Here is a 26,509-nt window from a genome sequence, read left to right on the forward strand (position 1 = left end):
TGCGTGGTGGTGCGGCCGTGCGGTTGCGTGGTGGTGCGGCCGTGCGGTGGTGCGGTTGCGTGGTGGTGCGGCCGTGCGGTGGTGCGGGTGGTGACGCCGGGTCAGCCCTTGAGGCCGCTGGAGGCGATGCCTTCGACGATGTACCGCTGGGCGACCAGGAACATGACGACCAGCGGTGTGATGGTGACCACAGCGCCGGCGAACAGCCCGGGGAGGTTGATGGTCTGCGAGGTGAGGAAGGTGGACAGCGCGATCTGCGCGGTCCAGGCGGACGGGTCCTGGCCGATCACCAGCGGCCACAGGAAGGCGTTCCAGCTGTCGATGAAGGACAGCGCCCCGAGTGAGGCCAGCATCGCCCCGGAGCTGGGCAGCGCGATCCGCCGGTACAGGCCGAGCCAGCCGAGGCCGTCGAGCCGGCCGGCGTCCTCGATCTCGTCCGGGAACTGCAGGTAGAAGTTGCGGAACAGCAGCACCGCGAACGGGTTGAACAGGCCGGGCGCGATGATGCCCCACAGCGTGTTGACGCCCCCCATCGAGCCGACCACCACGAACGTCGGCACGAAGGTGGCCGAGCCGGGGATCATCAGCGTCGCCACCACCAGCGCCAGCACCACGCCGCGCCCACGGACGGGAATCCGGGCCAGCGCGTACCCGGCGGCCGAGGCGAGCAGCGTGGACAGCGGCGCGGTGACGGCGGCGACCAGCAGCGAGTTGCCGAGCGCCGGGCCCATCGCGACGGACGGGTCCTCGAACAGCGCGGTGAAGTTCTCCAGGTGCATGGTGGACGGCCACCACGTCCACTCCGGCGCCGTCAGACCCCGGCTGTCCATCAGCGCGTTGCGGAGCATCAGGTAGAAGGGCGCCAGGAAGAGCGCGGTCAGCAGGCCGATCAGCAGACCGCGGACGGTGAGGCGGGCGGCCCGCAGCGGGGCGGACAGGGTGCTCATCCGGCGCTCACTCCCCGGCCCGGCCGAATCCGGTGACCCGGCCCTGGATCAGCGTCACCCCGACGATCAGGGCGGTCAGCAGGAACGCCCCGGCGGAGCCGACGCCGTAGTTCTGGCTCCCCATGGCGGTGTTGTAGAGGTGGACCAGCGGGGTCTGCACGGGCGCCGTCCCGGTGCCGGACATGCCGCTGCTGAACAGGTTGTAGAACTCGTCGAAGGCCTGGAACGCGGCGATGAACAGCAGCATCAGCACGGCGACGGAGGTGTTGCGCAGCATCGGCAGGGTGACGCCGGTCAGCAGCCGCCGGCCGGTGGCCCCGTCGAGCGCCGCGGCCTCGTACAGCTCCCGTGGGACGGCCTGCAGGCCGGCCAGGAACAGCACCATGTAGAAGCCGACCTGGAGCCACAGCCGCAGCGTCACCAGCACCACCCAGTACAGCGGTGGCGAGACGGTCTGCAGCCAGGGCACGGGCTCGGCGCCGAACCAGCCCCCGATCAGGTTGGCGACGCCGGTCGGCAGGCCGTTGAACAGGCACATCTTCCACAGCAGCGAGGCCGCCACGTACGAGACGGCGGTCGGGACCAGGAAGGCGGTGCGCAGCAGTGCCCGGCCGCGCCGGACGCGGTGCACGAGCAGGGCGAGGCCGAGCGAGGCGGCGAAGGTGACCGGCACGATGAAGGCGGTGAACAGCAGGATCGTCAGCAGCGAGTCGCGGAAGGCCTGATCGGCCAGCAGCGTGCGGTAGTTGTCGAGTCCGACCCAGTGGCCGAGGGCGATGCTGCCACGGGCCTCGCTGAGGCTGAGCAGGAAACTCCAGCCGATCGCCAGGTACTTGAAGAGGCCGAGCCCGATCAGCATCGGCGCGGTGAGCAGGACGAACGCGAGCCGGCCGGAGCGGCCGGTGCGGTGGTGACGGCCGGCCCGGGCGGTACGGTTTCGTCGGCCGGCCGCGGGGCGGGGCCTGTCGAGGGCGGGGATCATCGGCCGAGCTGCTTGTCGATCTCGCTCTGGGCCTTGCTCGCCGCGTCGGCGAGCAGGGCGGCGGGGTCGCCCTGCCCGGTGGCGATCTTCGCCGCGGCCGCGTTGAAGGCGGTGCTGACCGCGGTGTTCCAGGTGCCGGGGTTGTGCCGGCCGTACCTCCGGGCGAGCTCGACGGTGTCCTTCGCGAGGCCGGTGGTGAGCTTGGTCGCGGTGGCCGCCACCGAGGTGCGCGGCGGCACGTGCAGGCCGTAGCTCTCGGCGAAGTCCCGCTGAAGGTCCGAGTTCTGCACCCAGAGCCACTGGACGAACTTGTTCGCCGCGTCCACGTGCCGGCCCTTGGCGTTGACGCAGCTGGTCCAGCCGCCGACCCGCAGCACGGGGGTGCCGCCCTCGCGGAACGCGGGCCACGGCATGACACCGAAGTCGTCGCCGAGCGCGGTCCGGACGGCCGGCATCGCCCACAGGCCGCACCACTGCATCGCCGCCATGCCCTGGGTGAACGCGGACGGGTCCCACCAGTCGGTGGTGAAGCCGAGCAGCAGCGACTTGTCCTCGTGCAGACGCTTGAAGGCGGTGAGCGCCTCCAGGGCCTGCGGCGAGCCGAACGCCACCTTGCCCTCGCGGGTGACCAGTTCGCCGCCGGTGGACATCACGGCGAGAGCGGGGCCGTCGCCGGTGCCGTCGGTGCCCAGGTACAGGCCCTTGGACTTTCCGGTGCTCAGCGCCTTCGCGGCGGCGGCCAGGCCGTCGAAGGTGGTGGGCGGGGTGATCCCGGCCGCGGCCAGGGCGCTCTTGCGGTAGTAGAGCATCAGCACGTCGTCGATCATCTTGACGCCGTACAGCTTGCCCTCGACGGTGACGGTGTCGAGGGCGGCGGCGCCGAAGTCGGCCCTGGTGTCGCCGTAGAGCTCGTCGAGCGGGGCGATCTGCCCGCGATGGGCGAGGCCCTCGTCGAAGTCGCCGATCTCGAACACGTCGGGGGCCGCGTCGGTCAGCAGGCTGGCGTAGAGCTTGCCCGCGTAATCGCCCGGAACCCAGGTCACCTTGACCGCGATGTCCGGGTTGGCCTTGGTGAAGGCGGTGGCGTAGCGGAGCACGGCCTGCTGGGTGCCGGCCTCGCCGTAGGCGTGGTACCAGACGTTGAGCGTGGTCTTCCCGCCGGAGGACCCTCCGGTGGGGTCGGTGCTGCAGGCGGTGCTGACGACCGCTCCGGCGGCGATCAGCAGCGATCCGGTGAGGAATCGGCGTCGGCCGATCCGGGGCGCGGGGGTGTTCACGGGGATGTTCATGGGGCGCGTGTCCTTGCTGTGAGGGGGTGCAGGGCACTTGCTCTCCCCGACCGGCACATCGCCGGTACCGGCCGGCCCGGACGGGCGGCGGTCGGGGGTCGGGAATCGGGGGCCGAAAGGTCGGCGGTCGGGGGGTGTGGAAATCGGAGGTCGGGAAGTCGGCGGTCGAGGGGCCGGGGCTGGCGGTCGGCGTCGGGCAGTCGGAGACCGGGAAATCGGTGCCGAGGGGTCGGGGATCGAGGGGGCGGAAGCGGCAGCGGGTCAGCCGCCGGCCGGTAGGTTGTGGGAAGTGCGCTGGATGGCCACCGCCGCGTCGCCGCGGGCCGGGAATCGGTGCCGAGAGATCGGCGGTCGAGGGAGCCGAGGTCGAGGGGCCGAGCGTTCAACGGTCCGGCGGCCGGGGTCGGCAGTCGGACGGTCAGCGGTCAGCGGTCAGCGGTCAGCGGTCAACGGTCGGGAATCGGCGGTCGGGAATCGGCAGTCGGACGGTCGGCGGTCTGGGTGTCGGCAGTCGGACGGTTGGTGGTCGGGAAGTCGGACGGTCGGGCGCGGCTGCGGGTCAGCCGCCGGACGGGGGTTGTGGGAAGAGCGCCTGGATGGCCACGGCCGCGCCGCCGCGGGCCCACTCCTGCCAGGGCAGCGGGCGCAGCGACAGCGGGCAGCGGGAGGCCGCGCCGAAGGCGTGTGCCGCGTACGCGTCCTGGATGTGACGGCTGAACAGGTCGTAGGCGTCGACGCCCTCGCCGCTGACCACCACCCGCTCCGGGCCGATCAGGTTGACCAGTGCGGCGATGCCGGTGCCGATCGCCTTCCCGGCCCTGGCGAATGCCTCGCGGGCCTCGGGTCGGCCCTCGCGGGCCATCGTGACCACCTCGGGGAAGGTGAGCCGCGGATCTCCGGCTGCCTGCCGGACGGTGTCGAGGATGACGTCGATCGATCCGATCGCCTCGACGCAGCCTCTGGCGCCGCACCGGCAGCGCGGCCCGGCCGGGTCGACGCACAGGTGGCCGACCTCGCCGGCGACGCCGTACGCGCCGCGCATCATCTGGCCGTTGACGACCAGGGCGGAGCCGATGCCGGAGCCGATGGTGACCAGGGCGAAGTAGCCGGTGCCGATGCCTTCGCCGAACCAGTGCTCGGCGACCGTCAGCGCCCGCACGTCGTTCTCCACGGTGACGCTCAACCCGGTGGCGGACTCCAGCAGTTCGGCGAGCGGGACGTTGCGCCAGCCGAGCAGGCCGGAGTGCCGCAGCCGTCCGCTGTCGCGGTCCACGTCGCCGTTCACCGCGACTCCGAGGTGGCGGGTGCGGGCCCGGAACCCGGGCTCGGAGTCGAGCAGTTCGTCGACCAGTTCGGCGAGCAGCGCGGTGACGGCCTCCGGGGTGCAGACCTCCACCGGCCGGACTGCGGTGTCCCGGATGCCGGCCCTCAAGTCGCAGACCGCGCCGAAGAGTTGGTCGGCGCTGATCTTCACGCCGAGGAAGTACTCGCGGTCCCGGTCGACCGCGAGCGGGTACACCGGCCGGCCCGCACCGGGGGCGGTGCGCTCGGGCGGCAGTTCGTACAGGTAGCCGTCGTCGATCAGCGGCCGGGCCGCCTTGGTGACGGCCGTCGAGGAGAGCCCCGTGCGGCGCGCCAACTCCACTCTGCTGAGCGGCCCTTCGGCCAGCAGACGGGCAAGGATCGCGGTCTCGGCCGGGGCGCTGACAAGGGGCTGCGAGCGTTGTCGAAACACGGAGGCAATCTAGAGCAAATAAATAACTTCCGACAGTATTGATTCGGGGATCGAGGCCGCCCTACGCTCGAAAGCCGCCTCCGGCCGGACAGGCCCTGGACGCCTTCCAACTCCCTTCGCGCGTCAGGGGATTCACTCGTGCCCGCCACGTCTCCACCCGTCAGCTTCGACCCCGACCGCGGCCTCGCGGTCCTGCGCACCCCGAACAGCGTGTACGCCCTGCGCCTGCACCCCGACGGCAGCCCCCGGCACCTGTACTGGGGCGCCCCGCTCGACACCGCCGACCTGGCGGCGCTGCCCGCGACCGGCTCCCCCGCCGACAGCAGCTTCGAGGACGACGCCGCCGCCGACGAGCTCGCGCCGCAGACCGGGGCGCGCTTCGGCCCGGCCGGCCTCCAGGTCCGCTTCGCCGACGGCACCCGGGGCGCCCAGTGGCGCTTCACCGGCCACCGCGCCGACGGCGGCGAACTGCGGCTGCGCCTCCAGGACCGCCGCCGCCCGCTGCGCGCCGAACTCTGCTACCGCGTCCGGCCCGACAGCGACGTGATCGAGCGCTGGACCGAGCTCACCCACCTCGGCCCCCAGGACGGCACCGACGGGCCGATCACCGTCGACCGGCTCGACTCGGCCGCCTGGCGGACCCCCGCGCTGCCCGACTACCGGCTCAGCCACCTGGTGGGCGGCTGGAACAGCGAGTTCCAGCTGCGGCGCGACCGGCTGCCGGTCGCCGAGACCGTACTGACCAGCCGTCGGGGCCTGACCGGGCACCACGCGAACCCCTGGCTGGCCGTGGACGACGGCACCGCGGACGAGGAACACGGCGAGGTGTGGAGCACCGCACTGGCCTGGAGCGGCAGTTGGCGCATCACCGTGCACCGCGACCCGGTCGGCCGCACCGGCTGGACCGGCGGTTTCGGCCACGACGGCACCGCCTGGACGCTGCGGCCCGGCGAGCGGCTGCACACCCCCGTGTTCGCCGGCCTGTACACCGCGCACGGCTTCGGCGCGTCCAGTACCGCCTGGCACGAGCACCTGCGCCGGCACGTCCTGCCGCAGCCCGAACGGGACCGGCCGGTGCTGTACAACTCGTGGGAGGCCACCGGCTTCGACGTCTCCGAGGCCGGCCAGCTCCGCCTGGCGCGGCTCGCCGCCGGGCTCGGCGCCGAGCTGTTCGTCCTGGACGACGGCTGGTTCGGCACCCGGTGCGACGACCGCTCCGGGCTCGGCGACTGGACGCCCCGGCCCGCCGCCTTCCCGCGCGGGCTGCGCCCACTGGCCGACGAAGTGCACCGGCTCGGCATGGAGTTCGGGCTCTGGGTGGAGCCGGAGATGGTCAACCGCGACAGCGAGCTGTACCGCACCCACCCCGACTGGGTGGTGCACTCCCCGCACCTGGACGCCACCGAACTGCGCCACCAGCTGGTGCTGAACTTCGCCCGGCCCGAGGTCGAGTCCTGGGCCCACCGCACGCTCGACACCCTGATCCGCGAACACACCGTGGACTGGCTGAAGTGGGACGCCAACCGGCCCTTCACCGAAGCCGGTTGGGACGGTCACCCGGACCCGGACCGGCTGTGGATCGGACACACCCGGGCCGTCCACCGGATCATGGACCGGCTGCGCGCCGACCACCCCGGGCTGCGCATCGAGGCCTGCGCCGGCGGCGGCGGCCGGGTCGACCTCGGCATGCTCGCCCGCACCGACCAGGCCTGGACGTCCGACAACACCGACCCGGTCGACCGGATCGGGATCCAGCACGGCTTCTCGCAGCTCTTCCCCGCCCAGGCGATGGCCGCCTGGGTCACCGACAGCCCCAACCCGGCGACCGGGCGGAGCACCCCGCTGCGGTTCCGCTTCCACGTCGCGATGGCCGGGGCGCTCGGGATCGGCGGCGACCTTTCGTCCTGGCCCGCGGCGGACCTCGCCGAGGCCGCCGAACTGGTCGCCCGCTACAAGCAGATCCGCCCGCTCGTCCAGCACGGCGTCCAGCACCGGCTCACGCCGCCCGGACCGGTGGCCGCCGTCCACTACGCCTCCCGCGACGGCCGGGACCACGCGCTCCTCGTCTGGCGCCCCAGCACCCGCTTCGGACACCCGCCCGCCCCGGTCCGCCTGCCCGCACTCGACCCCGCCGCCCGCTACCTGGACCCGGACCGGGGCCGCGAGTACAGCGGCGCCGTCCTGGTCCACCGCGGCATCGAGCCGCCGCTGCCGGCCGGCGACTACGCCAGCTGCCTGGTCCGCCTGCACCGCACCGACAGCTGACCGCCGGCCGCGCAGCGGTGTGCCGCGCAGCGGTGTGCCGCGCAGCGGTGTGCCGCGCAGCGGTGTGCCGCGCAGCGGTGTGCCGCGCAGCGGTGTGCCGCGCAGCGGTGTGGCGTGCCCTGCCCGACCGGCGGCCGTCTCACGGTGTGGCGACACGCCGGGTGGCCTGCTCGCACGGGAAGCTTGGGGGTCGTGCGCGCAGCGGTGTGCGGGCGGGTGGGAGGAGAACGGGGTGTGGACCGACCGCAGTGAGGACGGCGCGGGCTACGGGGTCGGCAGGGTGGGGCGGGCGGTGTCGTTGGGGACCGCCGTCCTGATGTACTGCGTGATGGTCGGCCTCCAGTTCGCGCCGGACGGCTGGCAGACGCCGTCGGTGGTGGTCGCGGTGCCGGCCCTGGTGTCGATGGCCTTTCCGCCGCCGATGATCGTGGCCTCTGCGGTGCTCGCGATCGGCACCCGCTGGGCCTTCGTGCCGGGCGAACCGGGCCGGGTCGGCGCCGCGATCGGCACCAGCGCGGTGATCGCCATCATCGCCGCGCTGGGCGTCTACCTGGTGCACCGCCGCGAGCAGGCGGCCGCGCACCTGGTGGAGATCAATTCGGTCGCCGAGGCCGCGCAGCGGGCGATCCTGCGGCCGCCGCCGCCCGTGGTCGGCCCGTTCCGCACCGCCGCCGCGTACCGGGCCGCCGCGCAGTACGCCCGTGTCGGCGGCGACCTGTACGCGGTGGCCGACACCGCGTTCGGCGTCCGCGCCCTGATCGGCGACGTCCGCGGCAAGGGCCTGGACGCCGTCGCCACCGCCGCCGTGATCCTCGGCTCGTTCCACGAGGCCGCCCAGGACCACGCGCGGCTGAACGACCTCGCGGACCGGATGGACACCAGTCTGCGGCGCCACCTGAACGACTCGGAGGCGTTCGCCACGGCCTTCCTGGTCGAGATCGCCGCCGACGGAACCGCCCACGGCCTGTCCTGCGGGCACCCGCCGCCGCTGATCCTGCGGGGCACCGTCGTCGCCGAACTCCCGGTCTCGCCGCGACCGCCGCTCGGCCTGAGCGGCCTGAGCGGCCTGAGCGGCCTCGGTGAGGTGGACGACCCGCAACCCGCCGCCCCGGCCGTCCGGCTGCACCCGGGCGACACCCTGCTGCTGTACACCGACGGGCTCACCGAGGCCCGCGCCGCCGACGGCACCTTCTACCCGCTGCTGCCCCGCCTGACCGCCCACCTGGAGTCGCACCCCGACGGCCCCGGCCCCGCCGCCCTGCTGGAGTGGCTGCACCGTGACTCCCGGGCCTTCGCCACCGGCGGCGCCGACGACGACGCGGCGCTGCTCGCGCTGGCCTGGCCGCCCGACCGCGCGCATCCCAGAAACCTGGGATACCCCGGGCCCGCACCGCTCTGACAGGCTGACCTGTCATGGACGCGCGCAGCAACGGTGCTCCGTGCGGGTGAGGAGGTTTCGTGGCCACCGGGCTGACAGAGCACGCCGCCGCCGTGAGCCCCGAGCGCCCGCCGCTGCGGTTCCGCCTGCTGGGCCAGCTCGCCGCCGAAACCGACCGCGGCCCGCTCGCCCTCGGCTCGCTCAAACAGCGCGCCGTCCTGGCCGCCCTGCTCGGCCACCCCAACACCCTGCTCTCCACCGACCTGCTGACCGAGGCGGTCTGGGAGGACGAACCGCCCCGGTCCGCCCGGAAGAACCTTCAGGTGTACGTCTCCGGCCTGCGCGGGGCGCTCGGCGCCGCCCGCCTGGTGCACCGCCCCGGCGGCTACGAACTGCGCGTCGCCGAGGAGGAGTTGGACACCCTGCGGTTCACCGCCCTGGTCCGGGCCGGCCGGGAGGCGGCGGCCCGGCAGGAGGACGAACAGGCGGGCCGGCTGCTCGGCGAGGCGGTGCGGCTGTGGGACGGCCCGCCGCTGCCGGAGCTGCGGCACTCCTCCGCGCTGCGGGCCGTCGCCGAGCGGCTGACGGCCCGCTACCTGGCGGCCGTCGAGGACTGGGCGGAGGTGGAACTCCGGCTCGGCCACGCCGGCCGGGTCGCGGGCGCGCTCGCCGACCTGACCGACCGTCACCCGCTGCGCGAACGCCTCCAGGCCGTCCACCTGCTCGCCCTGCACCGGGCCGGGCGGCGCGCCGAAGCACTGGCCGCGTTCGCGCAACTGCGCCAGCAACTCTCCCGGGAACTGGGCCTGTCGCCCGGCCCCGAACTGGAGGCCTGCCACCGCGAACTGCTCGCCGACCGCCCGGCACCGCCGCCACGTACCGCCGCACGCCCGGGCCGCACCGTCCTGCCGCCGGACACCACCGCCTTCACCGGCCGGGAGCAGGAGGTCGCCGAACTGGTCCGCGCGGTGCGCCGGGCCGAGCGGCCGGTGGTACTGACCGGGCCGATCGGCGTCGGCAAGACCGCGCTGGCGATCCGCGCCGCCCACGCCCTGCGCGAGGACTTCCCCGACGGCCGCCTGTTCGTCCGCCTGCGGGACGCCACCGGCCGGGCCCGCGAACCGCAGGCCGTCGCCACCGACCTGGCCCGGCTGCTGGCCACCGACCCCGCCGACGCCGATCCTGTCCACACACCGGCCCGGTGGCGCGAGTGGCTGGCCGACCACCGGGCGCTGATCGTTCTGGACGGCGCCACTGACGAACGTGCCGTCCGCTCCCTGCTCCCCCCGGCCGGCCCGGCCGTCGCCCTGGTCACCGGCCGCACCCCGCTCGCCGGCCTCGGCGCCGCCCACCGCACCGACCTCGCCCCGTTCACCGTCCCCGAGGCCCTCGCCCTGCTCTCACTGCTGGTCGGTGCCCACCGGGTGGACGGCGCCCCCGCCGCCGCCGAACGCATCGTCACCGGGTGCGGCCTGCTGCCCGCCGCCGTCCGTCTGGCCGGCTACAAACTCGCCGCCCTCCGCCACCTGCCCCTCGGCGAGTTCGCCGACCGCCTCGCCGACCCGCAGCGCGCCCTCGACGAACTCGCCGTCGGCGAGACCCGCCTGCGCGACCGCCTCGACACCCAGTGGCACGCCCTCGACGCCCCCCAGCGCCACACCCTCTCCCGCCTGACCCGCCACCCCTGGACCCCCACCTTCGACCTCACCCACGCCCGCCACGCCCTCGCCCTGCCCCCCGCCCCCGCCCTTGACGCCCTCGAACACCTCATCCTGGCCGGCATCCTCCTCTGCCCCACCGAAGAGGTCTCCGCCCACACCGCCCACTACACCCTCCCTCGCCTCACCCACCTCCACGCCCACCTCCAACAACCCTCCTGACGGCCCGCCACCGGCCCTCTCTGCACGGGACAACCTCAACGAGCTCATCGCCGTCGCGGAGGCCGAACACGGCCGGATCACCGACGAAGGGATCCAACAGCGTCGCGACCTGCTGCGCCGCACGCGCGACGAGCAGCACGCCTCCGCCCCGAGCGCTGCGTGACCCGGGACGCCGCCGCGCCAGGAGGCACCCTGGTGCTGGACAGCGAGGGGGCTCGCCAAGGCCGTCCTGCGAGACCGGGAGGCGGCAACGGGGCAACGGTGATCAAGGTCTGAACGGGCGGGCGGCGTCCGTATCGAGCTGAGGTGGGAATAAGCCTGCCGAACCCCAAAAGCGCCGGCCACCGTCGTGGTGGCCGGCGCCGATCGGCCGGTGGTCCGGGTCGTTACTGGACGAAGTAAACGCTCTGGCCGAGTTCGAGGTCCTTGGTCTCGCCGGGCAACATGGCGCCGAGCATGTGCCCGGTGCAGTCGGGCTCGTCGAAGACGAGGGCGACCCCGTCGGTGTTGTTGGTGACGGCGAAAGGCGATGTGTCGGCCTTGACACAACTCTTCGCCTCGTCCGCCCCCGCCTTCGGCCCGGCCGCAGCCGGGGCCCGATCGGGCTGCTGAGGGATGTCCGCCGACGCGGCCGTGCCTGCGGCCAGGACGGCCACGCCGAGGGTTGTCGCGATGAGCATGCCGATACGACGCATGAAGAACCGCCTTCGAGTACGAGGGGAAGGGAAATGGGTCGAAACCGTTCCCCGCCACGAACAGCGCGGTGCGGGATCCGCACCGGGGTCACCCGCACGCACGATCGCTCATCGCCAACCGGTCCGTCCAGCCCGCCCAGCAGGCCCTCACCTCGGACACGGACCTGCTCCTGCCCCTGCCCCTGCCCGACCACACCGTCCCGGCCGTCCGCACCGCCACCGCCTACGCCCTCGCAGCTGCCACCCTCCCCGCCCGCGAGCGGATCACCGGCGCCCTGCACACCCGCTTCGCCACCGAGACCGGCCCGACGACCCGCGCGAGCCTGGCCCTGGCCATCGCCCAACTCGCCGGGGAGACCCGCGATCCCGCCACCATCGCCCACACCCGCGCCTGGTGGCAGGACCCCGCGCAGGTGGTGCGGACGGAGGTGGGGGCGGCGGGCGCGCGCGTGCCCCTGTTCCGGCTCTCCGCGGATTCGTTGTACCGCCGCTTATGCGCTCCTGTACCGGCCCGCAAGCGCCGCCCCCCACAGTCCTGTTGGCACTCGGTCGGACGGGAGGAGGGACGGACGTGGAGTTGTCGGAGATCCTCGGTCTGCGCCCCGAGCCGGCCGCCGGGCTGCTGGTCGCGCTGACCCGGCGGTGCCCGTTGAGCTGTGCGCACTGTTCCACGGCCTCCTCGATGGACTCCCCCGACCACCCGGACGGCGGGCGCCGCGCCCAACTGCTGCGGTTCGTGAGGTCGTTCAAGCCCGAGCAGCGCCCCGAGGTGGTTCTGCTGACCGGCGGTGAGCCGCTGCTGCTGCCCGGTCTGGCACACGAGCTGACGCGGGCCGCGCAGGGCGCCGGGGCGCGGGTCTCGTTGCTGAGCGGGTTGTTCTTCGCGCGCGACGGCGGGCGGATCCCGGCGCCGATCCTGCGGGCGATCACCGCGCTCGACCACTTCTCGGCCAGCCTGGACGCCCCGCACGAGCGCGAGGTGCCGCGCCCGGCGGTCTTCCGGGTGCTGACCCGGGTGCTGGACGCGGGGGTGCCCGTCAGCCTGCACCTGACCGGCACCGGCCCGGACGACCCGTACCTGGCGGAGGCAACGGCCGCGGTGCTCGGGGAGTTCGGCAACCGGGTGCCGATGCTGGTCAACGAGGTGCGCGCCGTCGGCCGCGCCACCACCGGCAGGACAGCCACCAAGCCGACCAGTCCGCGCGGGCCGGGCGGGCCGGGCGGGCCGTGCGCGATGGCGGCGTGGCCCACCGTCGCCCCGGACGGGACGGTGCTCGCCTGCTGCAACCAGCAGACCATGGACCGGCGCCCCGCCCCGCCGCACCTGACACTCGGTCACATCGCGGAGGACGACTGGCCGACCGTCCGCCGCCGCACCCTGGACTCACCACGGCTGCGACTGATCCGCACCCTCGGGCCGGACCTGCTCCGCGCCCGCACCGGCACGGCCCCCGCCGAGGGCGGCTACTGCGCCGGCTGCCGCACCCTCCCGCCGCAGCCGGGCCCGGACGACGCCGCCGCCGCGGGCGCCGCCGGCCGCCTGCTGGACCAGCTCTCCGCCGCCCGCCTGCGCGCCCAGGGCCCGGCCGCCCTGCTGCGCCGGCACGGCTGCGCCCCGTACGCACATCTGGTGCAGCCCGGGGGACGGGCATGAGCGTCCCGCCCTCCCCCGCGCCGAACACCCGTCCGCTGAACCGCCCCGACGCCCCGACCGCACACCCGGGGCCCGACCGCCCCGCTGCGCCGCCACGGCCGCACCCCCGGCTCCCGCACGACGCGGCCCCGAACGCCCAACCGCCGGCCCACCCCCGGCACCCGGCCGGCCGCGTGCGGAACCGGTCCGCGAGCATCCCGTTCTCCTGTGCGCTGGACGCCCGACTCGCCCTGGCCTCACCCATCCTGCACCGGGCGAGCGCCCAACTCTGGCGGGCAGAAGGAGATTTGACGGTCCGCTACACCGGCTACCTGTGGGCGATGCACGCCCTGACCGTCGCCTCCGTCCCCCTGCTGGAGCGCGCCGCAAGCGCCTGCGCCCGGCTGGACGAGGACTGGGCGCCGCGGCTGGCCGCGTACTTCGCGGGCCACGCGGAGGAGGAACGGGGCCATGACGCCTGGCTGTTGGCGGATCTGGCCGCCGCCGGGGAGCGGGCCCGGGAACAGCCGTTGCCGCCCCCACTGGTGGTGGAGTTGGCGGGCGCGCAGTACTACCGGATCGAACACCGTCATCCGGCCGCGCTGCTCGGCTACCTCGCCGTGCTGGAGGGCCACGCCCCGTCGCCCGCCCTGGCGGGGGTGCTCGCCGCCCGCACGGGGCTGCCGGAGGCCGCGTTCCGCACGGTGCGTGAGCACGCGGACCTGGACGCGGGGCATCTCGCCGAGGTCCGGCGTCAGCTCGACCGGCTTCCGTTGACGGGCCCTCAGCAGACCGAGGTCGCCGTCAGCGCCCTGCACAGCGCGGGCATCCTCGCCCGGCTCTTCCACCAGCTTGCCGCGGACCCAGGAGAACAGCCATGACCGACCGCACCGGCCGCAGCGACCACACCGGCCGCATCGGCCGCAGCGACCACACCGGCCGCACCCGCCCCGGCAACGGCCCCGATGCCGCCCTGGACGCCCTGGCCGCCGCCGGGTTCGACCTGAGCGCTCTCACCGAGGAGCAGCATGCCGTGCTGCGTGCGCTGACCGATCAGGAGCTGGCTCTGCTGACCGACCTGAGGGGGCGGCTGGAGGAGGCGGGGCCGGAGGTCCAAGGGCATGCGGAGGTGGCGGGCGGTGCTCTCTTCTGACGTGTTCGGCCCGGATCCGGCGGGTGGGCGCTGCCCGGGCTGTCACCGTCCGCTGCCGCAGGACGCCCGGTTCTGCGCGTCCTGCGGCACCCCGCGCGCCGACCCCCGGGGTCCGGCCACCGCGGGCCGGAAGATCGTCACGGTGCTGTTCTGCGACCTGGTCGGCTCGACGGCGCTGTCGGGGTCGCTCGATCCGGAGGCGCTGCGCGGGGTGACCCTGCGGTACTTCGACGCGATGCGGGGGGCGATCGAGGAGCACGGCGGCACGGTGGAGAAGTTCATCGGGGATGCCGTGATGGCGGTGTTCGGGGTGCCGTCGGTCCGCGAGGACGATGCCCGGCGAGCCTTGGCGGCGGCGCTCGGCATGCTGGCGGCGCTGCGGGCGCTCAACGAGGAGTTGCACGCCGGGTTGGGCCTTCGGCTGACGGTCAGGATCGGCGTCAACACGGGCCGGGTGGTGACCGGTTCGGACGCCTCGGTGCGGCAGGCGTTGGTCTCCGGCGAGGTGGTGAACGTCGCGGCCCGGCTGGAGCAGAACGCCGGCCCGGGCGAGGTGCTGATCGGCCCGGACACCCTGCGGGCCGCCGGTGCGGGCGTGCGGGCGGTGGAGGTCGGGCCGCTCCGGCTCAAGGGCAAGGCGCAGGAGGTGACCGCGCACCGGTTGCTCGGTCTGCACAGCGGCCCGCCCGCAGGCCGCGCCGACCTGCCGTTCGTCGGCCGTGAAGCCGAACTGGCGGTGCTCGACGCGGAGTTCGGGCGCGCCGCCAGGCAGTGTTCGGCCCGTCTGCTGGTGCTGGGCGGTGAGCCGGGGCAGGGCAAGACCAGGTTGCTCCGGCACTGGCTCGAACTCCCGGGCCGCGGCGGCCGGTTCGGCGCGGGCCGGTGCCGCCCGCCGGGCGAGCAGGCGGGTCTTCAGCCGTTGGCGGACGCCGTCACCGCGCTGCTGGCCAAGGCCCCGGACCGGCCGGCCCTGCCCGGTCTGGAGGTGCTGGCGCAGGGTCTGCTCGCGGACGGCACGCCGACGCCGTCGCCGGAGGACACCTGCGCGGCGCTGGTCGAGGTGCTGGGCGCGCTGGCCGGTGCGGCGCCGCTGGTGCTGGTGATCGACGACGCGCACTGGGCGGCCGCGCTGCTGCTCGACCTGCTGGACCGGGTGGTGGCGGCGCTGGCCGACGCGCCCGTGCTGGTGGTGGTGCTGGGCCGGCCCGAGCTGCTGGAGGCCGGCCCGGCCGGCCCGCACCGGGTGCTGCCGCTCGGCGCGCTGTCCGACCGGGAGGCGCGCCGCTTGGCCGGGGCGCTGGGCGGGGCGGCGCCCGCGCATCTGCTGGAGCGGGCCGGCGGCAATCCGCTGCATCTGGAGCAGTTGCTCGCGGCCCCGGCGGGCGCGGGCGGCGACGGGGTGCCGCTGACCTTGCAGACGCTGATCGGGGCCCGGCTGGACGCGCTGGACCCGGCCGAGCGGCGGGCGGTCGATCTGGCGTGCGTGCTGGGCCGCGAGTTCGCGGCCGACGAGCTGGCGGCCCTGGACACGGCCGGTCCTGACCTGTCGGCGGCGCTGCGGCGGCTCGGCCGGCTCCGGCTGGTGGTGGCGGACGGGGCGTCGTTCCGGTTCGCCAGCGGCGTGGTGCAGGAGGTCGCGTACGAGTGTCTGTCCAAGCAGGGCCGGGCCGAGCGGCACGAACGGGCCGCGGCGCTGCGTTCGGTGCGCGCGGGCGGCCCGGCGGCGGTCGGCGGCCACCTGGAGCGCGCCCACCGTTACCGGGCCGAGCTGGGTCTGCACGGCGAGCGCACCGACGCGCTGCGGCGGTCCGCCGCGGCCTCGCTGGCCGAGGCGGGTGCCCGGGCGGCGGCCCGGACCGACCCCGGTTGGGCGGTGGAGCTGCTGACCAGGGCCACCGCGCTGCTGCACCCGGGCGAGGACGGCCGGCTCCCGGCGGCCCGGCGGCTCGGCGAGGCGCTGCTCGCGCTGGGCCGGATCGAGCCGGGCCGGGCGCTGCTCGCCGAGGTCGGCGCGGGCGCGGCCGACCCGGTCGAGGCGGCGCACGCCCGGCTCAGCCTGGCCGCCGTCGGCCAGCAGCAGGCGCCCGCTCCGGTGGCCCGGGAGACCCTGCCGCTGTTCGAGCGGGCGGGCGACCAGTTGGGCCAGGCCCGGGCCTGCCTGCGGCTGGCCCAGCAGGAGCAGACCGACGGGCGGCACGCGGCGGCGGTGCGGCTGCTGGCGCGGGCGCTGCGGCACGCCGGGCGTTCGGACGGCGAGCAGGAGCGGGCGTCGGCGCTGGGCGCGATCGGTGTGTCGCTGTGGCGCGGTCCGGTTCCGGTGGCCGCCGCGGTGGGGCGCTGCCGGGAGTTGCTGGCCGTGCAGGGCCGGGGGCGGCGCGCGGTGCGGGTGACGCTGAACTGTCCGCTGGCGGTGCTGCTGGCGCTCGGCGACGACCAGGACGGGGCGGCGGCCTGCCTGGCGGAGGCCGGGCAGCACGCCGAGCGCCTGGGGTACGCGGAGGCGGCGGCGTTCCTGCCGCTGTTCGGCGCGACGGTGGCGGCGCTCGGCGGGCGGTCCCGGGAGGCGCTGGAGCTGCTGGCGGCGGCGGCCGGGGCGGCCCGGGAGCTGGGCGGGGGCGCCCTGCTGAGCGGTGCGCTGCTCGACACGGCGCGCCTGCGGCTGGACCTGGGCGAGCGCCCGGCCGCCGCGGCCGCGCTGGCCGCGCTGGAGGAGGAACGGGCCCGCACCGGCGGCCGGCTGTCGTTCGCGACGCTGGTGGAACGCGACGGCCTGCGGGCCCGGCTGGCCGCCGCCGACGGCGAGCGGGTGGCTGCGCTGCGTCTGGCCCGCGGCGCGGTCGCGGAGGCCGGCCGGACGGACTCGCCGATCCTGCAGGGCCTGGCCGCCGCCGACCTGGCCCGCACCGCCGCGCTGCTCGGCCTGGAGCAGGAGCGCCGGTCGGCCGCCACCGCGGCCGGCGGCCGATTCGCGGCCAAGGGCCACGGTCCGGGCGCGCGGCTCGCCGAGACCCTGGCCGGCCACCATCCCCGCAGAGAGGCAGTTTCGTGATGACGACCGTGCCCCGTGCCGTGCCCCCGCGCGGCCTGACCTGGCGCCTGCTCGACCGGACCCCCGAGGACGTCCGGACGGAGGCGGACACGCTGCCCGAGCGGCCCGCGCCGGGCGCACTCGTCGGGGGTTCCGGGCGGGGGGTGCGGGTCTGCGTGGTCGATTCCGGCGTGGACGGGACCCATCCGCTGGTCGGGCGGGTGGCGGGCGCGCACGTGGTGCGCAAGGACGAGGACGGGACGATCCGGGTCGAGGAGCTCGGCGCGGACGACCCGGGCGACGTCTCCGGTCACGGCACGGCCTGCGCGAGCATCGTCCGGCGGGCCGCGCCGGACTGCGAGATCCACAGCGTCCGGGTGCTCGGCGAGCGGTTCACCGGCAGCGGCGAGGTGCTGCTGGCGGGGCTGCGCTGGGCGATCCGGCAGGGCTTCGACGTGATCAACCTGAGCCTGTCGACCACCCGTACCCGGTACCTGGAGGACCTGCACGTGCTGGCCGACGAGGCGTACTTCGGGCGCAGCACGATCGTCGCCTCGGCGCACAACGCCCGGGTGGAGAGCTTCCCGTGGCGGTTCTCGTCGGTGATCTCGGTGGGCAGCCACCGGGAGGACGATCCCGGTCTGCACCTGTACAACCCCGAGCCGCCGGTGGAGTTCTTCGGCCCCGGCGTCAACGTCGAGGTGGCCTGGCTCGGCGGCGCCACCTTGCGCAGCAGCGGCAACAGTTTCGCGACGCCGTTCGTCGCGGGCCTGTGCGCCCGGATCCTGTCCGAGCGGCCCCGGCTGACGCCGTTCCAGCTGAAGCACGCCCTGTACCTGTCCGCAGCGAACGTCCATGTCGGCGGCACCCGGTGAGCGCCGGACCGCACGTCGTGAGAAAGGGACCGTGGTCGAGATGACCCAGTCAACCGCCCCCGCCGCGCCGTCGACCGATCCGGTGGTGGCGGAGCTCCTGCAGTCGGTGGTCGATGTGGCCCGCGCCATCTTCGGCGCCCAGGCCGGTTCGATCATGCTGCTCGACCACCAGTCCTTCGAGCTGGTCTTCCAGGCGGTGTCCGGCCAGGGGCAGGAGTTCCTGATCGGCCGCCGCTTCCCCGCCGGGCAGGGCATCGCGGGCTGGGTGGCCGGCTCGGGCGAGCCGATGATCGTGGACGACCTGCGCCGCAGCGCGTCCTTCGACCAGGAGACCGCCGAGTCCACGGGCTTCGTGCCCAACGCCCTGATGGCCGCCCCGCTCATTCACGGTGATCGCGTCCTGGGGGTTCTGGAGGTCCTGGACCCGGCCCCCGGCCCGAGCCGGGCCTGCCTCCCGGAACTCGACCTGCTGGCCCTGTTCGCCCGTCAGGCCGCGGTGGCCCTGCGGGTCGCCGTCGACGGCTCGGGTCCCGGGCTCGCCCCGGGCGACCGCGACCGGGCGGTGCGGCTGCTCGCCGAGGTGCAGCGGCTGATCGGCGACCACGGCGAGTGGTGACGGCCGCCGGCCTGTACCGGCCCTGAACCGCCCTTGAAGCGGCGCCAACTAGCTTGATGTGCACGGTAATTGAGCCATCGAGACAAGGAGACCGCGATGAGCGCCGACCGGATCCCCGAGGACAGCGCCACCGAGTCCGAGGCCGTCCTCTCCCTCCAGGAAGCCGGGGGCGGTGACGATGTCCAGGCCCACGGCATGGACCAGCAGAGCGTCTTCTGCTCCCCCGAGACCATGACCATCACGGTCGCCTAGCCCCGGAGACCGGCATGAGCACCGAGCGCATCCCCGAGGACGACGCCGCCGAGGCCGAAGCCGTCCGTTCCCTCCAGCAGGCGCCTGCCGCCGAGGCCGACGACGTCGAGGGCCACGTCTTCAGCGTCCTCAGCGCGGCCTGCAACACCATCATCGTCACCGAGGCCACCGGCTGACCGCCCCGATCCGCACCCAGGAGACCGCGATGAGCACCGACCGCAGCCCGGACAACGAAGCCGCCGAGACCGAGAGCGTCCTCTCCCTCCAGGAGACCACCACCGCCGACACCGACGACGACGTCGAGGCCCACGACACCGCCTGCCACAACTGCTGGCCGCCGACCACCGAGATGGTGTTCTAGGCCCTGGCCCGCTTCCCCCACCACCACCCGACAGGAGACGTTCATGGCCGAGGGGCCGGCGGAGTTCACCGTCGCGGACCGGGAGTACTACGAGCCGCTGGACACCGCCGCGCCGAAGGGCGACCCGTTCGCGCCGGGCCGGCCTCCCGAGGGCTGGCTCGGGGTGGCGAGCGGGCTCTGGACGATGTGGCACCGGGAGGGGATGCCCGCGCTGCCCGAGGACGGCTGGAAGGTGCACGTCTCCGCGCGCCGCTCGCGCGCGGCCGCGGTGCTGGATGCCGTGGCGGAGGTCTGCTTCGCGCAGGACGTCGCGTTCAAGCACCTCGCCACCGACCACTGGTACTGGTGGGTGCACCGCAAGCACGCGTCCCGGCCGCAGAGCGGCAAGTTCCTCGCCGCGTACCCGGCGGACGCCGACGCCTCCCGCCGCCTGATGGAGGCGCTGCGGGAGGCGCTGGACGGCGAGCGGGGCCCGCTGATCCTGACCGACCGCCGGTTCCCGGGCAGCGAGTGCGTCCAGTACCGGTACGGGGCGTACCGGACGCGCGAGCGGCTGGACGCGGACGGCACCCGCACCCTGCTGACCCGCGGTGCCGACGGCCTGGCGGTACCGGACCTGCGGGGCGCCTCGTTCCGGTTGCCGGAGGGCCTCACCGACCCGTTCGCGCCGGCCCCGCTCGCGGCGCGTCCCGAGGGGCCGGTCGTGCTGCGCGGCTTCTCGGTCGGGGGCGCGATCGCCCACTCCAGCGGCGGCGGCACCTACCAGGGGCTGGAGGCCGCCACCGGCCGGAAGGTGTTCATCAAGGAGGCCCGCCCGTTCCACGGCCTGGGCGACGGCGAGCAGGACGCGGTCTCCCGGCTGCACCGGGAGTGGCGGACGCTGACCACCCTGCACCAGCTCGCGCCGGGCCTGGCCCCGGAGCCGATCGCTCAATTCCAAGCGGGCGGCCACGAGTTCATGGTCACCGAGTTCGTCGAGGGCAGGGCGCTGCACCGGATCCCCCCGGCCGGCCATCCGCTGCTGAGGACCGACAGCACTCCCGACGACTTCGCCGCCTACTACGCGCGCTGCGAGCGCGTTCTCGCCGCGATCGAGGCCGCCATGGAGCGTCTGCACGCCCTCGACTGGACGTTCGTGGACGTCAGCCCGTCCAACGTGCTGGTGACGCCCGGCGACGGCATCAGGCTGATCGACTTCGAGACCGCCTGCGGCCCCGACGACACCCCCGGCCGGATGGGCACACCCGGGTACGCTCCCCCGCCGCAGGTCGTGGACCGTGACGGCCGCACCGCCCACGACGACTTCGGCGTCAGCGCCCTGGCACTGACGCTGGCGGGCTGTCTGCCGCACACCCCCGGCCGCACGCCGGACTCGCTCACCCACTTCCACCACTCGCTGACCGAGCACGCCCCGATCGGCGAGGTGCTGTGGAAGCGCGCCACCCGCTACCACCCGCCGAGCGAGCACCCGGTGCTGCCGTCGCCGCAGGAGGTCGCCGCCGATCCGCTGCGTCACCTCGCCGAGTTGCGCGGGGCCGTGGCGGCGGGGCTGCTCGGCGCGGCCGACCCGGAGCACCCGCTGCGGACCTTCCCGACCGTCCCGCAGGGGTACACCAGCAACACCCTGTGCGTGGCCTGGGGCGCGGCCGGGGTGCTGCACGCGCTGCACCGCTGCGGCATCGCCGCGCCCGAGGGCGCGCTGGAGCGGCTGCGCCGCGACGCCCTGGCCGCCGCCGGGGAGCTCGCGCCCGGCCTGCACGTCGGCCTGGCCGGGATCGCCTGGGTGCTGGCCGAGCACGGCCTGCCGGAGGAGGCCCGCAGCCTGCTGGACACCGCCGACGCGCACCCGCTGACCGGGCGGAGCGCCACCCTGTTCGGCGGGGCGGCAGGCCTGGCGATGGGTCACCTCGCGCTGTACCGCCGCACCGGCGACGCCCACCACGCCGAGCGCGCGCACACCCTGCTGGCCGCCCAGCCGGACGGCGCGGACCTGGTGCCCCGGCTCGGCCGCGACGACGCCACCGGCCTGCTGCACGGGCGCGCCGGACTGGCCCTCGCCCACCAGCAGTTCGCCCAGGTCACCGGCGACACCTCGCTGCTGCCCAGGGGCGTGGCACTGCTGCACGCCGAACTCGACCGGGCCACCGAGCCGGACGCGCCGGGCCTGCTGTTCCCGGTCTCCACCGGGGACCGGCGCGCCATGCCCCACCTGTACTGCGGCTCGGCGGGCCTGGTCCACGTCGCCACCCGGTACCTGCGGACCGTCGCCGACGAACGGCTGGCCGCCGCCGTGCCGCGCCTGCTCGCGCCGCTGCACGGCAGCCACACCGCGCTGCCCGCGCTCTTCAGCGGCGCCGCCGGGTTCGCGTTCGTCCTCGCCGAGCACGCCCTGCTCACCGGCGAGGAGTCCTCCCGCGCCGGAGCCGTCCGGGCCGCCCGCAGGCTGTACCAGCACGCGGTGCCGCACGGCGCTTCGGTACGCTTCCTCGGGGCGGGCCTGCTGCGGTACAGCACCGAGCTGTGGAGCGGCTCGGCCGGTGTCCTGCTGGCGCTCGACCAGGTCCTCGCACCCCGCGCCGACCTGCTGTTCACCCTCGACGCCCCGGCGGGGTGAGCCGGCGGCCCGCGGCCCGGGGCGCACCGGTGGGGGCAGACCGCCTCCACCGCCGGCGCGCTGTTCACCGCCGGCTCCCTGCTCGCCGCCGTCGCGCGGTGACCGGCCGCGCACACACCGTCGCCACCGGGCGAACACAGGTGCTAGCGTCCGCCCATGGGATTACGCGGACCCCAGCGCGCCGCCGCGCGCGCAGCGATCGAAGGCCTGCGGGAGCTCTCCGCACAGCGCCTCACCACCAGTCAGCTGTTTCGCCGCGCCGATGAACTCCTGCGCCCCGCACTGGAGTTCGACGCGGTCTGCTGGCACACCAACGACCCGGCCACGGGGCTGGTCAACTCGGTGCAGAGCGACGACCTCAACCTCGGCCGGTTCCAGGACGCGGTGCACCTGGAGGTGTGGGCGGACGACCTGGCCACCTTCCCGAAGATCCGGCACAGCGGGGTGCAGGCCGAGACGCTCAGCCGGGCCAGCCGGGGCGCCCCGCAGAACAGCATCCGCTTCCGGGAGCAGATCTCCCGGCACGGCTTCGGCGACGAGCTGCGGGCCGTGTTCGACGCGGCGGGCGGAATGTGGGGCTGCGCCGCGTTCATGCGGGCCGCCGACCGCGGGCCCTTCCCGGCGCGCCAGCGTGAACTCGCCGACACCGCAGCCAAGTTGCTCGGCCGGATGTTACGGGCCAGCCACCTCCCGCCGACCGACCCGGCGGACGCCGACCCCACCCCCGCCGTGCTGCTGCTCGACCGGCACAACCGCCCGCGCACGCTGTCCGGCCCGGCGGAGGAGCTGCTCTCCCGCGTCGCCGACCCCTCGCCCACCTCGCTCGACGTGCCGACCGCGATCGCGATGGCCGCCGAGCACGCGCGCCGCGCCGCACACGGCCTGCCCACGCCGCACATCCCGGTCCGGATCCGCACCCACGACGGCCACTGGTACCTGCTGCACGCCGCACCGGCGCGCGACGCCCGGTCCGGCGGCCCGGCCGCCGGTGAAGCCGACGAAGTCACCGTGGTCGCCACCCCCGCCTCCCCCGCGCACGTCATCCCGCTGCACCTGGCCGCATACGGCCTCACCGCGCGCGAGCAGGAGGTGGCCCTGCTGCTGATCCGCGGTGCCGACACCCGGGAGGTCGCCCAGCGGCTGGCCATGACGCCGTACACCGTCCAGGACCACCTCAAGTCGGTCTTCACCAAGACCGGGGTGAGCCGCCGCCAGGAACTCACCGCCCTGATCATGCTGGCCCTCAACCCCGGCCCGCCAGGCTGAAGTCCGGTCAGTTCGGTTCGTCCATCAGGCGGCGCAGCCACTCGCGCAGCAGGGCCGTCTCGGCGGCGGTGAAGCGGTGCGGCCGATCGGGCAGGGTGGCGTCCAGGGCGATGGCGAGCGCGGCCGGGGTGAGGTTCTCGGGGGCGGGGGCCGGGGCGCAGGTGATGGCGGCGAGGACGGTCTCGCGGGTGCGGACGGACAGCGCGAGGTCGCGGGTGGCGGGCGGTTCGGCGATCAGGGTGAGGGTGACGCCGAGGGCGGCGGCCCGGATCATCTGCGCGGCCATCGGCACCGGCAGGCGCAGCCGGCCCTCGCAGGCGACGCGCTCCAGCATCGTGGTGAGCACCCGGCCGGCCCGTTCGGCGGCCGCGACGGCCTCGCCCGGGCGGGCGGCGCTGTACATCAGCGCGTAGAAGGACGGGTGGCTCAGACCGAACCCGACGTGCAGGTCCCAGCCGCGGCGCAGGTCCTCGACCGGGTCCGGGCCGGGCGTGCGGGAGGTCTTCTCGGCGAGGTAGCGCTCGAAGCCGTAGTTCACCACGGCGTCGATCAGGCCCTGCTTGTCGCCGAACAGCCGGTAGAGCGTCGGCGCCTGCACCCCGGCGGCCGCCCCGACGGCGCGGGTGGACATGGCCTCGCTGCCGCCCTCGGCGAGGAGTTCGGCGGCGGCGGCGAGGATGCGCTCGCGGGGGTCGGCGGCCCTGGTCCGGCACATCGGCCTGTCCGAGGTCGGCGCCGAGACGCTGCGCCGCGCCCACGCCGTGCACCCGATCGCCGACCTGCAGATCGAGTACTCGCTGCTGTCCCGCGGCATCGAGGCCGAGATCCTGCCGACCGCCCGCGAGCTCGGCATCGGCATCACCGCCTACGGCGTGCTCTCCCGCGGCCTGCTCTCCGGCCACTGGAGTAGGCAGCGCGAGCTCGGCGAGCGCGACTTCCGCGGCTTCAGCCCGCGTTTCCAGGGCGAGAACCTCGACCACAACCTGGCCCTGGTGGAGGCCCTGCGCGCCGTCGCCGACTCCAGGGGCGCCACCGTCGCCCAGGTCGCCATCGCCTGGGTCGCCGCCCAGGGCAAGGACGTCGTCCCGCTGGTCGGCGCCCGCCGGCGCGACCGCCTCGCCGAGGCCCTCGCCGCCGGAAACCTCGACCTGACCGCCGCCGACCTCGCCGCCGTCGAACAGGCCGTCCCCGCCGACTCCGCCGCCGGCAGCCGCTACGCCGCCCCGTTCATGGCCCAGCTCGACAGCGAGCGCTGACCGCGAGCCCGGTCGCATGGCCGCCATAGCAGCGGCGGAAATCCGGTTGATCGACTGCCGCCGCTGCCGGTAGCAATACCCCGTGATTCATGGCGAATTGATCGGGCTGCGCGCCCGACACGACTGCGACATCCCGGTTCTCCACTCCGAGCTCTACGACGACGTGGCCACCCGCTCACGCGCCGACTCCCGCCCGTGGCAGCCCATCGCCGCAGGGTCCGGCCACTCGCCGTTCGTGGTGGCCGGGCCGTCGGACGAGGCGGCCTGTTTCTCCGTCGTGGAACTGGAGTCGGAGGAACTGGTCGGCGAGGCCCTGCTCTGGGGCATCGACCCGCACAGCCGCACCGCTCATCTCGGCCTCGCCCTGCGTCCCGCGTTCCGCGGCCGCGGCCTCGCCGTCGACGTCGTGCACGCCCTGTGCGAGTACGGCTTCCTCGTCCGCGGGTTCCAGCGCCTGCAACTCGAAACCCTCACCGACAACACCCCCATGCTCGCTGCCGCCGCCCGCGCCGGGTTCACCCTGGAAGGAACGCTGCGCCGCGCCGCCTGGGCGTACGGCGCCTACGCGGACCAGGCCGTCCTGGGCCTCCTCGCGGAGGACTGGAAGCCCCGGAAGAGCCACCCCGCGCGATAACCGAACAGCCTCGGCAACGCCCCGGAGCGCTCCCCTGCGGAGTGCTCCGGGCACGCTGTGCGACACGGCCGGCCGGGTGGATCCCCCGAGGTCAGGGCGGTGGACGCGATAGGAGATCATGTCGCGACCGGTTGCATGGTCGCCCACCAGGGTTTCGCACGGCACAGCAGAGACGAGGCAAGGACATGAAGGTCGCGTTCGGGTGGAAGCTGCACGGGGACGGAAGATCCCCGCAGCCCGGGGCGGTGGTGAAGCCGGACGAGCGGCTGTCGTGGGGGCGCACGATCGGGCTGGGCGCGCAGCATGTGGTGGCGATGTTCGGCGCCACCTTCGTCGCCCCGGTGCTGATGGGGCTGGACCCGAACCTGGCGGTGATGGTCTCCGGTGTCGCGACGATCTTCTTCCTGCTGGTGACGAGCGGCCGGATCCCGTCCTACCTGGGCTCCAGCCTGTCGTTCGTGGGTGTGGCGGCCGTGATCAAGGCGCAGGGCGGGGACGCGGCGACGCTGACCGGTTCGCTGCTGGTGGTCGGTGCGGTGCTGGCGGCGTGCGGCGCGGTGGTGCAGGGCTTCGGCGCGAAGGTGATCCACGCGGTGCTGCCGCCGATCGTGACCGGCGCGGTCGTCATGCTGATCGGTTTCAACCTGGCGCCGGTCGCGGCGGGCGTGTACTGGCCGCAGGACCAGTGGGTGGCGCTGCTGACGATGTTCTTCACGGGGCTTGCCCTGGTGGTGCTGCGGGGGTTCTGGTCGCGGATCGCGATCTTCCTGGGCCTGGTGTTCGGCTACGTGGTGTCCTGGCTGTTCGACCGGATCTTCGGCCAGATCCACTCCGCGATCGGTGGCGGCGCGGCCGTCGACCACTGGCGCCTCGACTTCTCCGGTGTCGGCAAGGCGGACTGGATCGGCCTGCCCTCGCTGCACGCCCCGAGCTTCTCGCTGTCCGCGATCCTGGTGGCGCTGCCCGTGGTGGTCGCGCTGATCGCCGAGAACGCCGGCCATGTGAAGGCGGTCTCCGAGATGACGGGTGACCCGCTGGACGACAAGATGGGCACCGCGATCATGGCGGACGGCGCGGCCACCGTGCTGTCCACGGCGGTCGGCGGCCCGGCGACCACCACGTACGCGGAGAACATCGGCGTGATGGCGGCGACCCGGGTGTACTCGACGGCGGCGTACTGGTGCGCGGCCGGCTTCGCGATCCTGTTCGGCCTGTGCCCGAAGTTCGGCGCGGTGATCGCGGCGATCCCGGGCGGTGTGCTCGGCGGCATCACGGTGGTGCTGTACGGCATGATCGGCCTGCTCGGCGCGCAGATCTGGATCCACAACAAGGTGGACCTGACCAACCCGCTGAACCTGGTCCCGATCGCGGCGGGCGTGATCGTCGGCATCGGCAACGTCAACCTGAAGATCACCAACAACTTCGAGCTCGGCGGCATCGCCCTGGGCACCCTGATCGTCCTGACCGGCTACCACGTCCTGCGCGCGATGGCCCCGGCCCACCTCAAGCACCCGACGCCGGCCAACGGCCCGCTGCTCGACGAGGGCACCAGCGCCTACGACGACGACAACCGCCCGGAGAGCTGATCCTCCGCGCAACTGCCGGAGCGCCCGGGCCCGTTGAACCCCGCCGACCGCACCATGCCGGTCG

22 protein-coding genes and 1 pseudogene are annotated in these 26,509 nt (G+C 74.7%); 17 read left to right on the plus strand and 6 right to left on the minus strand.

Translation table 11 applies throughout. The annotated features are described in order from the left end of the window. Positions 1 to 101: 101 nt before the first annotated feature. From ACFV18_RS20845 to ACFV18_RS20860, 4 genes are all read right to left on the minus strand, one after another. Positions 102 to 947 (minus strand): carbohydrate ABC transporter permease, encoded by an 846-nt coding sequence (locus tag ACFV18_RS20845; RefSeq protein WP_380485276.1) that lies wholly within the window; start codon positions 945 to 947, stop codon positions 102 to 104. A 7-nt stretch (positions 948 to 954) separates the two neighbouring features. Then, a complete protein-coding gene (locus ACFV18_RS20850; RefSeq protein WP_380485277.1) occupies positions 955 to 1,929 on the minus strand; it encodes a carbohydrate ABC transporter permease in 975 nt (324 codons plus the stop codon). Further along, positions 1,926 to 3,218 (minus strand): ABC transporter substrate-binding protein, encoded by a 1,293-nt coding sequence (locus ACFV18_RS20855; RefSeq protein WP_380485279.1) that lies wholly within the window; start codon positions 3,216 to 3,218, stop codon positions 1,926 to 1,928. The genes ACFV18_RS20850 and ACFV18_RS20855 overlap by 4 nt, the downstream gene beginning before the upstream one ends. A 559-nt stretch (positions 3,219 to 3,777) precedes the next feature. After that, entirely contained in the window at positions 3,778 to 4,953 is a 1,176-nt protein-coding gene (locus tag ACFV18_RS20860; protein ID WP_380485280.1) for an ROK family protein, read from the minus strand. Positions 4,954 to 5,091: 138 nt separating this feature from the next. Here ACFV18_RS20860 and ACFV18_RS20865 point away from each other — a divergent pair, with 138 nt between their 5' ends. The 3 genes from ACFV18_RS20865 to ACFV18_RS20875 all read left to right on the plus strand — a co-directional run bounded on the left by ACFV18_RS20865 (position 5,092) and on the right by ACFV18_RS20875 (position 10,476). Then, entirely contained in the window at positions 5,092 to 7,218 is a 2,127-nt protein-coding gene (locus ACFV18_RS20865; RefSeq protein WP_380485282.1) for an alpha-galactosidase, read from the plus strand. A gap of 232 nt (positions 7,219 to 7,450) precedes the next feature. Continuing rightward, positions 7,451 to 8,617 carry a PP2C family protein-serine/threonine phosphatase gene (locus ACFV18_RS20870; protein WP_380485284.1) on the plus strand — a complete coding sequence of 389 codons (1,167 nt, stop codon included), beginning with the start codon at positions 7,451 to 7,453 and terminating at the stop codon, positions 8,615 to 8,617. 59 nt (positions 8,618 to 8,676) lie between these two features. Next, positions 8,677 to 10,476 carry a BTAD domain-containing putative transcriptional regulator gene (locus ACFV18_RS20875; RefSeq protein WP_380485286.1) on the plus strand — a complete coding sequence of 600 codons (1,800 nt, stop codon included), beginning with the start codon at positions 8,677 to 8,679 and terminating at the stop codon, positions 10,474 to 10,476. Positions 10,477 to 10,862: 386 nt separating this feature from the next. Here the strand turns inward: ACFV18_RS20875 and ACFV18_RS20880 are convergent, their stop codons facing one another. Beyond that, positions 10,863 to 11,171, minus strand: coding sequence for a hypothetical protein (locus tag ACFV18_RS20880; protein ID WP_380485288.1), 309 nt, complete (start codon positions 11,169 to 11,171; stop codon positions 10,863 to 10,865). Positions 11,172 to 11,742: 571 nt separating this feature from the next. Between ACFV18_RS20880 and ACFV18_RS20885 the strand changes: the two genes are divergently transcribed. The 11 genes from ACFV18_RS20885 (at position 11,743) to ACFV18_RS20935 (ending at position 22,969) form a co-directional block, all read left to right on the plus strand. Further along, complete coding sequence (locus tag ACFV18_RS20885; protein ID WP_380485290.1) at positions 11,743 to 12,825, plus strand: radical SAM protein; 1,083 nt, start codon at positions 11,743 to 11,745, stop codon at positions 12,823 to 12,825. Beyond that, positions 12,822 to 13,685: an iron-containing redox enzyme family protein gene (locus ACFV18_RS20890; protein ID WP_380485292.1), complete on the plus strand. Its 864-nt coding sequence runs from the start codon at positions 12,822 to 12,824 to the stop codon at positions 13,683 to 13,685. The genes ACFV18_RS20885 and ACFV18_RS20890 overlap by 4 nt, the downstream gene beginning before the upstream one ends. After that, positions 13,682 to 13,957, plus strand: coding sequence for an aroma-sacti cluster domain-containing protein (locus tag ACFV18_RS20895; RefSeq protein WP_380485294.1), 276 nt, complete (start codon positions 13,682 to 13,684; stop codon positions 13,955 to 13,957). Before ACFV18_RS20890 ends, ACFV18_RS20895 begins: the two co-directional genes overlap by 4 nt. Further along, positions 13,944 to 17,006 (plus strand): adenylate/guanylate cyclase domain-containing protein, encoded by a 3,063-nt coding sequence (locus ACFV18_RS20900; RefSeq protein ID WP_380485296.1) that lies wholly within the window; start codon positions 13,944 to 13,946, stop codon positions 17,004 to 17,006. Before ACFV18_RS20895 ends, ACFV18_RS20900 begins: the two co-directional genes overlap by 14 nt. Continuing rightward, positions 17,006 to 17,860 (plus strand): S8 family serine peptidase, encoded by an 855-nt coding sequence (locus tag ACFV18_RS20905; RefSeq protein WP_380485298.1) that lies wholly within the window; start codon positions 17,006 to 17,008, stop codon positions 17,858 to 17,860. The genes ACFV18_RS20900 and ACFV18_RS20905 overlap by 1 nt, the downstream gene beginning before the upstream one ends. Positions 17,861 to 17,900: 40 nt before the next feature. Next, the gene (locus tag ACFV18_RS20910) at positions 17,901 to 18,476 is read left to right on the plus strand and encodes a GAF domain-containing protein (RefSeq protein ID WP_380485299.1); all 576 of its coding nucleotides are present in this window, start codon (positions 17,901 to 17,903) and stop codon (positions 18,474 to 18,476) included. Between the two features lie 96 nt (positions 18,477 to 18,572). After that, a complete protein-coding gene (locus ACFV18_RS20915) occupies positions 18,573 to 18,728 on the plus strand; it encodes a hypothetical protein (protein WP_380485301.1) in 156 nt (51 codons plus the stop codon). A 14-nt stretch (positions 18,729 to 18,742) separates the two neighbouring features. After that, a complete protein-coding gene (locus ACFV18_RS20920; RefSeq protein WP_380485303.1) occupies positions 18,743 to 18,904 on the plus strand; it encodes a hypothetical protein in 162 nt (53 codons plus the stop codon). A 29-nt stretch (positions 18,905 to 18,933) separates the two neighbouring features. Further along, positions 18,934 to 19,089, plus strand: a complete 156-nt coding sequence (locus ACFV18_RS20925) for a hypothetical protein (protein ID WP_380485305.1) — start codon at positions 18,934 to 18,936, stop codon at positions 19,087 to 19,089. A 43-nt stretch (positions 19,090 to 19,132) separates the two neighbouring features. Beyond that, complete coding sequence (lanKC, locus tag ACFV18_RS20930; protein WP_380485306.1) at positions 19,133 to 21,703, plus strand: class III lanthionine synthetase LanKC; 2,571 nt, start codon at positions 19,133 to 19,135, stop codon at positions 21,701 to 21,703. A 156-nt stretch (positions 21,704 to 21,859) separates the two neighbouring features. After that, positions 21,860 to 22,969, plus strand: a complete 1,110-nt coding sequence (locus ACFV18_RS20935) for a helix-turn-helix transcriptional regulator (RefSeq protein ID WP_380485308.1) — start codon at positions 21,860 to 21,862, stop codon at positions 22,967 to 22,969. Positions 22,970 to 22,976: 7 nt separating this feature from the next. Here ACFV18_RS20935 and ACFV18_RS20940 read toward each other — a convergent pair whose 3' ends face one another. Beyond that, on the minus strand, positions 22,977 to 23,684 hold the full coding sequence (locus tag ACFV18_RS20940) for a TetR/AcrR family transcriptional regulator (RefSeq protein WP_380485310.1): 708 nt from the start codon (positions 23,682 to 23,684) through the stop codon (positions 22,977 to 22,979). On the opposite strand from ACFV18_RS20940, the pseudogene ACFV18_RS20945 reads away from it, so the two are divergent. From ACFV18_RS20945 to ACFV18_RS20955, 3 genes and pseudogenes are all read left to right on the plus strand, one after another. Beyond that, positions 23,665 to 24,225 (plus strand): annotated as a pseudogene (locus ACFV18_RS20945) (aldo/keto reductase); the annotation flags it as partial. The gene ACFV18_RS20940 and the pseudogene ACFV18_RS20945 overlap by 20 nt on opposite strands. Before the next feature lie 82 nt (positions 24,226 to 24,307). Then, positions 24,308 to 24,859 carry a GNAT family N-acetyltransferase gene (locus ACFV18_RS20950; protein WP_380485312.1) on the plus strand — a complete coding sequence of 184 codons (552 nt, stop codon included), beginning with the start codon at positions 24,308 to 24,310 and terminating at the stop codon, positions 24,857 to 24,859. Positions 24,860 to 25,044: 185 nt separating this feature from the next. Continuing rightward, positions 25,045 to 26,445 carry a uracil-xanthine permease family protein gene (locus tag ACFV18_RS20955; protein WP_380485314.1) on the plus strand — a complete coding sequence of 467 codons (1,401 nt, stop codon included), beginning with the start codon at positions 25,045 to 25,047 and terminating at the stop codon, positions 26,443 to 26,445. Positions 26,446 to 26,509 lie beyond the last annotated feature (64 nt).

Source organism: Kitasatospora sp. NPDC059673, assembly GCF_042734215.1.
GTDB lineage: Bacteria > Actinomycetota > Actinomycetes > Streptomycetales > Streptomycetaceae > Kitasatospora.

Excerpts from the sequence above, each read along its gene's own strand:
- ACFV18_RS20940 (WP_380485310.1), bottom strand. The coding sequence starts at position 23,684 with ATGTGCCGGACCAGGGCCGCCGACCCCCGCGAGCGCATCCTCGCCGCC.
- ACFV18_RS20895 (WP_380485294.1), top strand. The coding sequence starts at position 13,682 with ATGACCGACCGCACCGGCCGCAGCGACCACACCGGCCGCATCGGCCGC.
- lanKC (WP_380485306.1), top strand. The coding sequence starts at position 19,133 with ATGGCCGAGGGGCCGGCGGAGTTCACCGTCGCGGACCGGGAGTACTAC.
- ACFV18_RS20910 (WP_380485299.1), top strand. The coding sequence starts at position 17,901 with ATGACCCAGTCAACCGCCCCCGCCGCGCCGTCGACCGATCCGGTGGTG.
- ACFV18_RS20915 (WP_380485301.1), top strand. The coding sequence starts at position 18,573 with ATGAGCGCCGACCGGATCCCCGAGGACAGCGCCACCGAGTCCGAGGCC.
- ACFV18_RS20880 (WP_380485288.1), bottom strand. The coding sequence starts at position 11,171 with ATGCGTCGTATCGGCATGCTCATCGCGACAACCCTCGGCGTGGCCGTC.
- ACFV18_RS20925 (WP_380485305.1), top strand. The coding sequence starts at position 18,934 with ATGAGCACCGACCGCAGCCCGGACAACGAAGCCGCCGAGACCGAGAGC.
- ACFV18_RS20955 (WP_380485314.1), top strand. The coding sequence starts at position 25,045 with ATGAAGGTCGCGTTCGGGTGGAAGCTGCACGGGGACGGAAGATCCCCG.
- ACFV18_RS20850 (WP_380485277.1), bottom strand. The coding sequence starts at position 1,929 with ATGATCCCCGCCCTCGACAGGCCCCGCCCCGCGGCCGGCCGACGAAAC.
- ACFV18_RS20920 (WP_380485303.1), top strand. The coding sequence starts at position 18,743 with ATGAGCACCGAGCGCATCCCCGAGGACGACGCCGCCGAGGCCGAAGCC.
- ACFV18_RS20905 (WP_380485298.1), top strand. The coding sequence starts at position 17,006 with ATGACGACCGTGCCCCGTGCCGTGCCCCCGCGCGGCCTGACCTGGCGC.
- ACFV18_RS20845 (WP_380485276.1), bottom strand. The coding sequence starts at position 947 with ATGAGCACCCTGTCCGCCCCGCTGCGGGCCGCCCGCCTCACCGTCCGC.
- ACFV18_RS20935 (WP_380485308.1), top strand. The coding sequence starts at position 21,860 with ATGGGATTACGCGGACCCCAGCGCGCCGCCGCGCGCGCAGCGATCGAA.
- ACFV18_RS20890 (WP_380485292.1), top strand. The coding sequence starts at position 12,822 with ATGAGCGTCCCGCCCTCCCCCGCGCCGAACACCCGTCCGCTGAACCGC.
- ACFV18_RS20855 (WP_380485279.1), bottom strand. The coding sequence starts at position 3,218 with ATGAACATCCCCGTGAACACCCCCGCGCCCCGGATCGGCCGACGCCGA.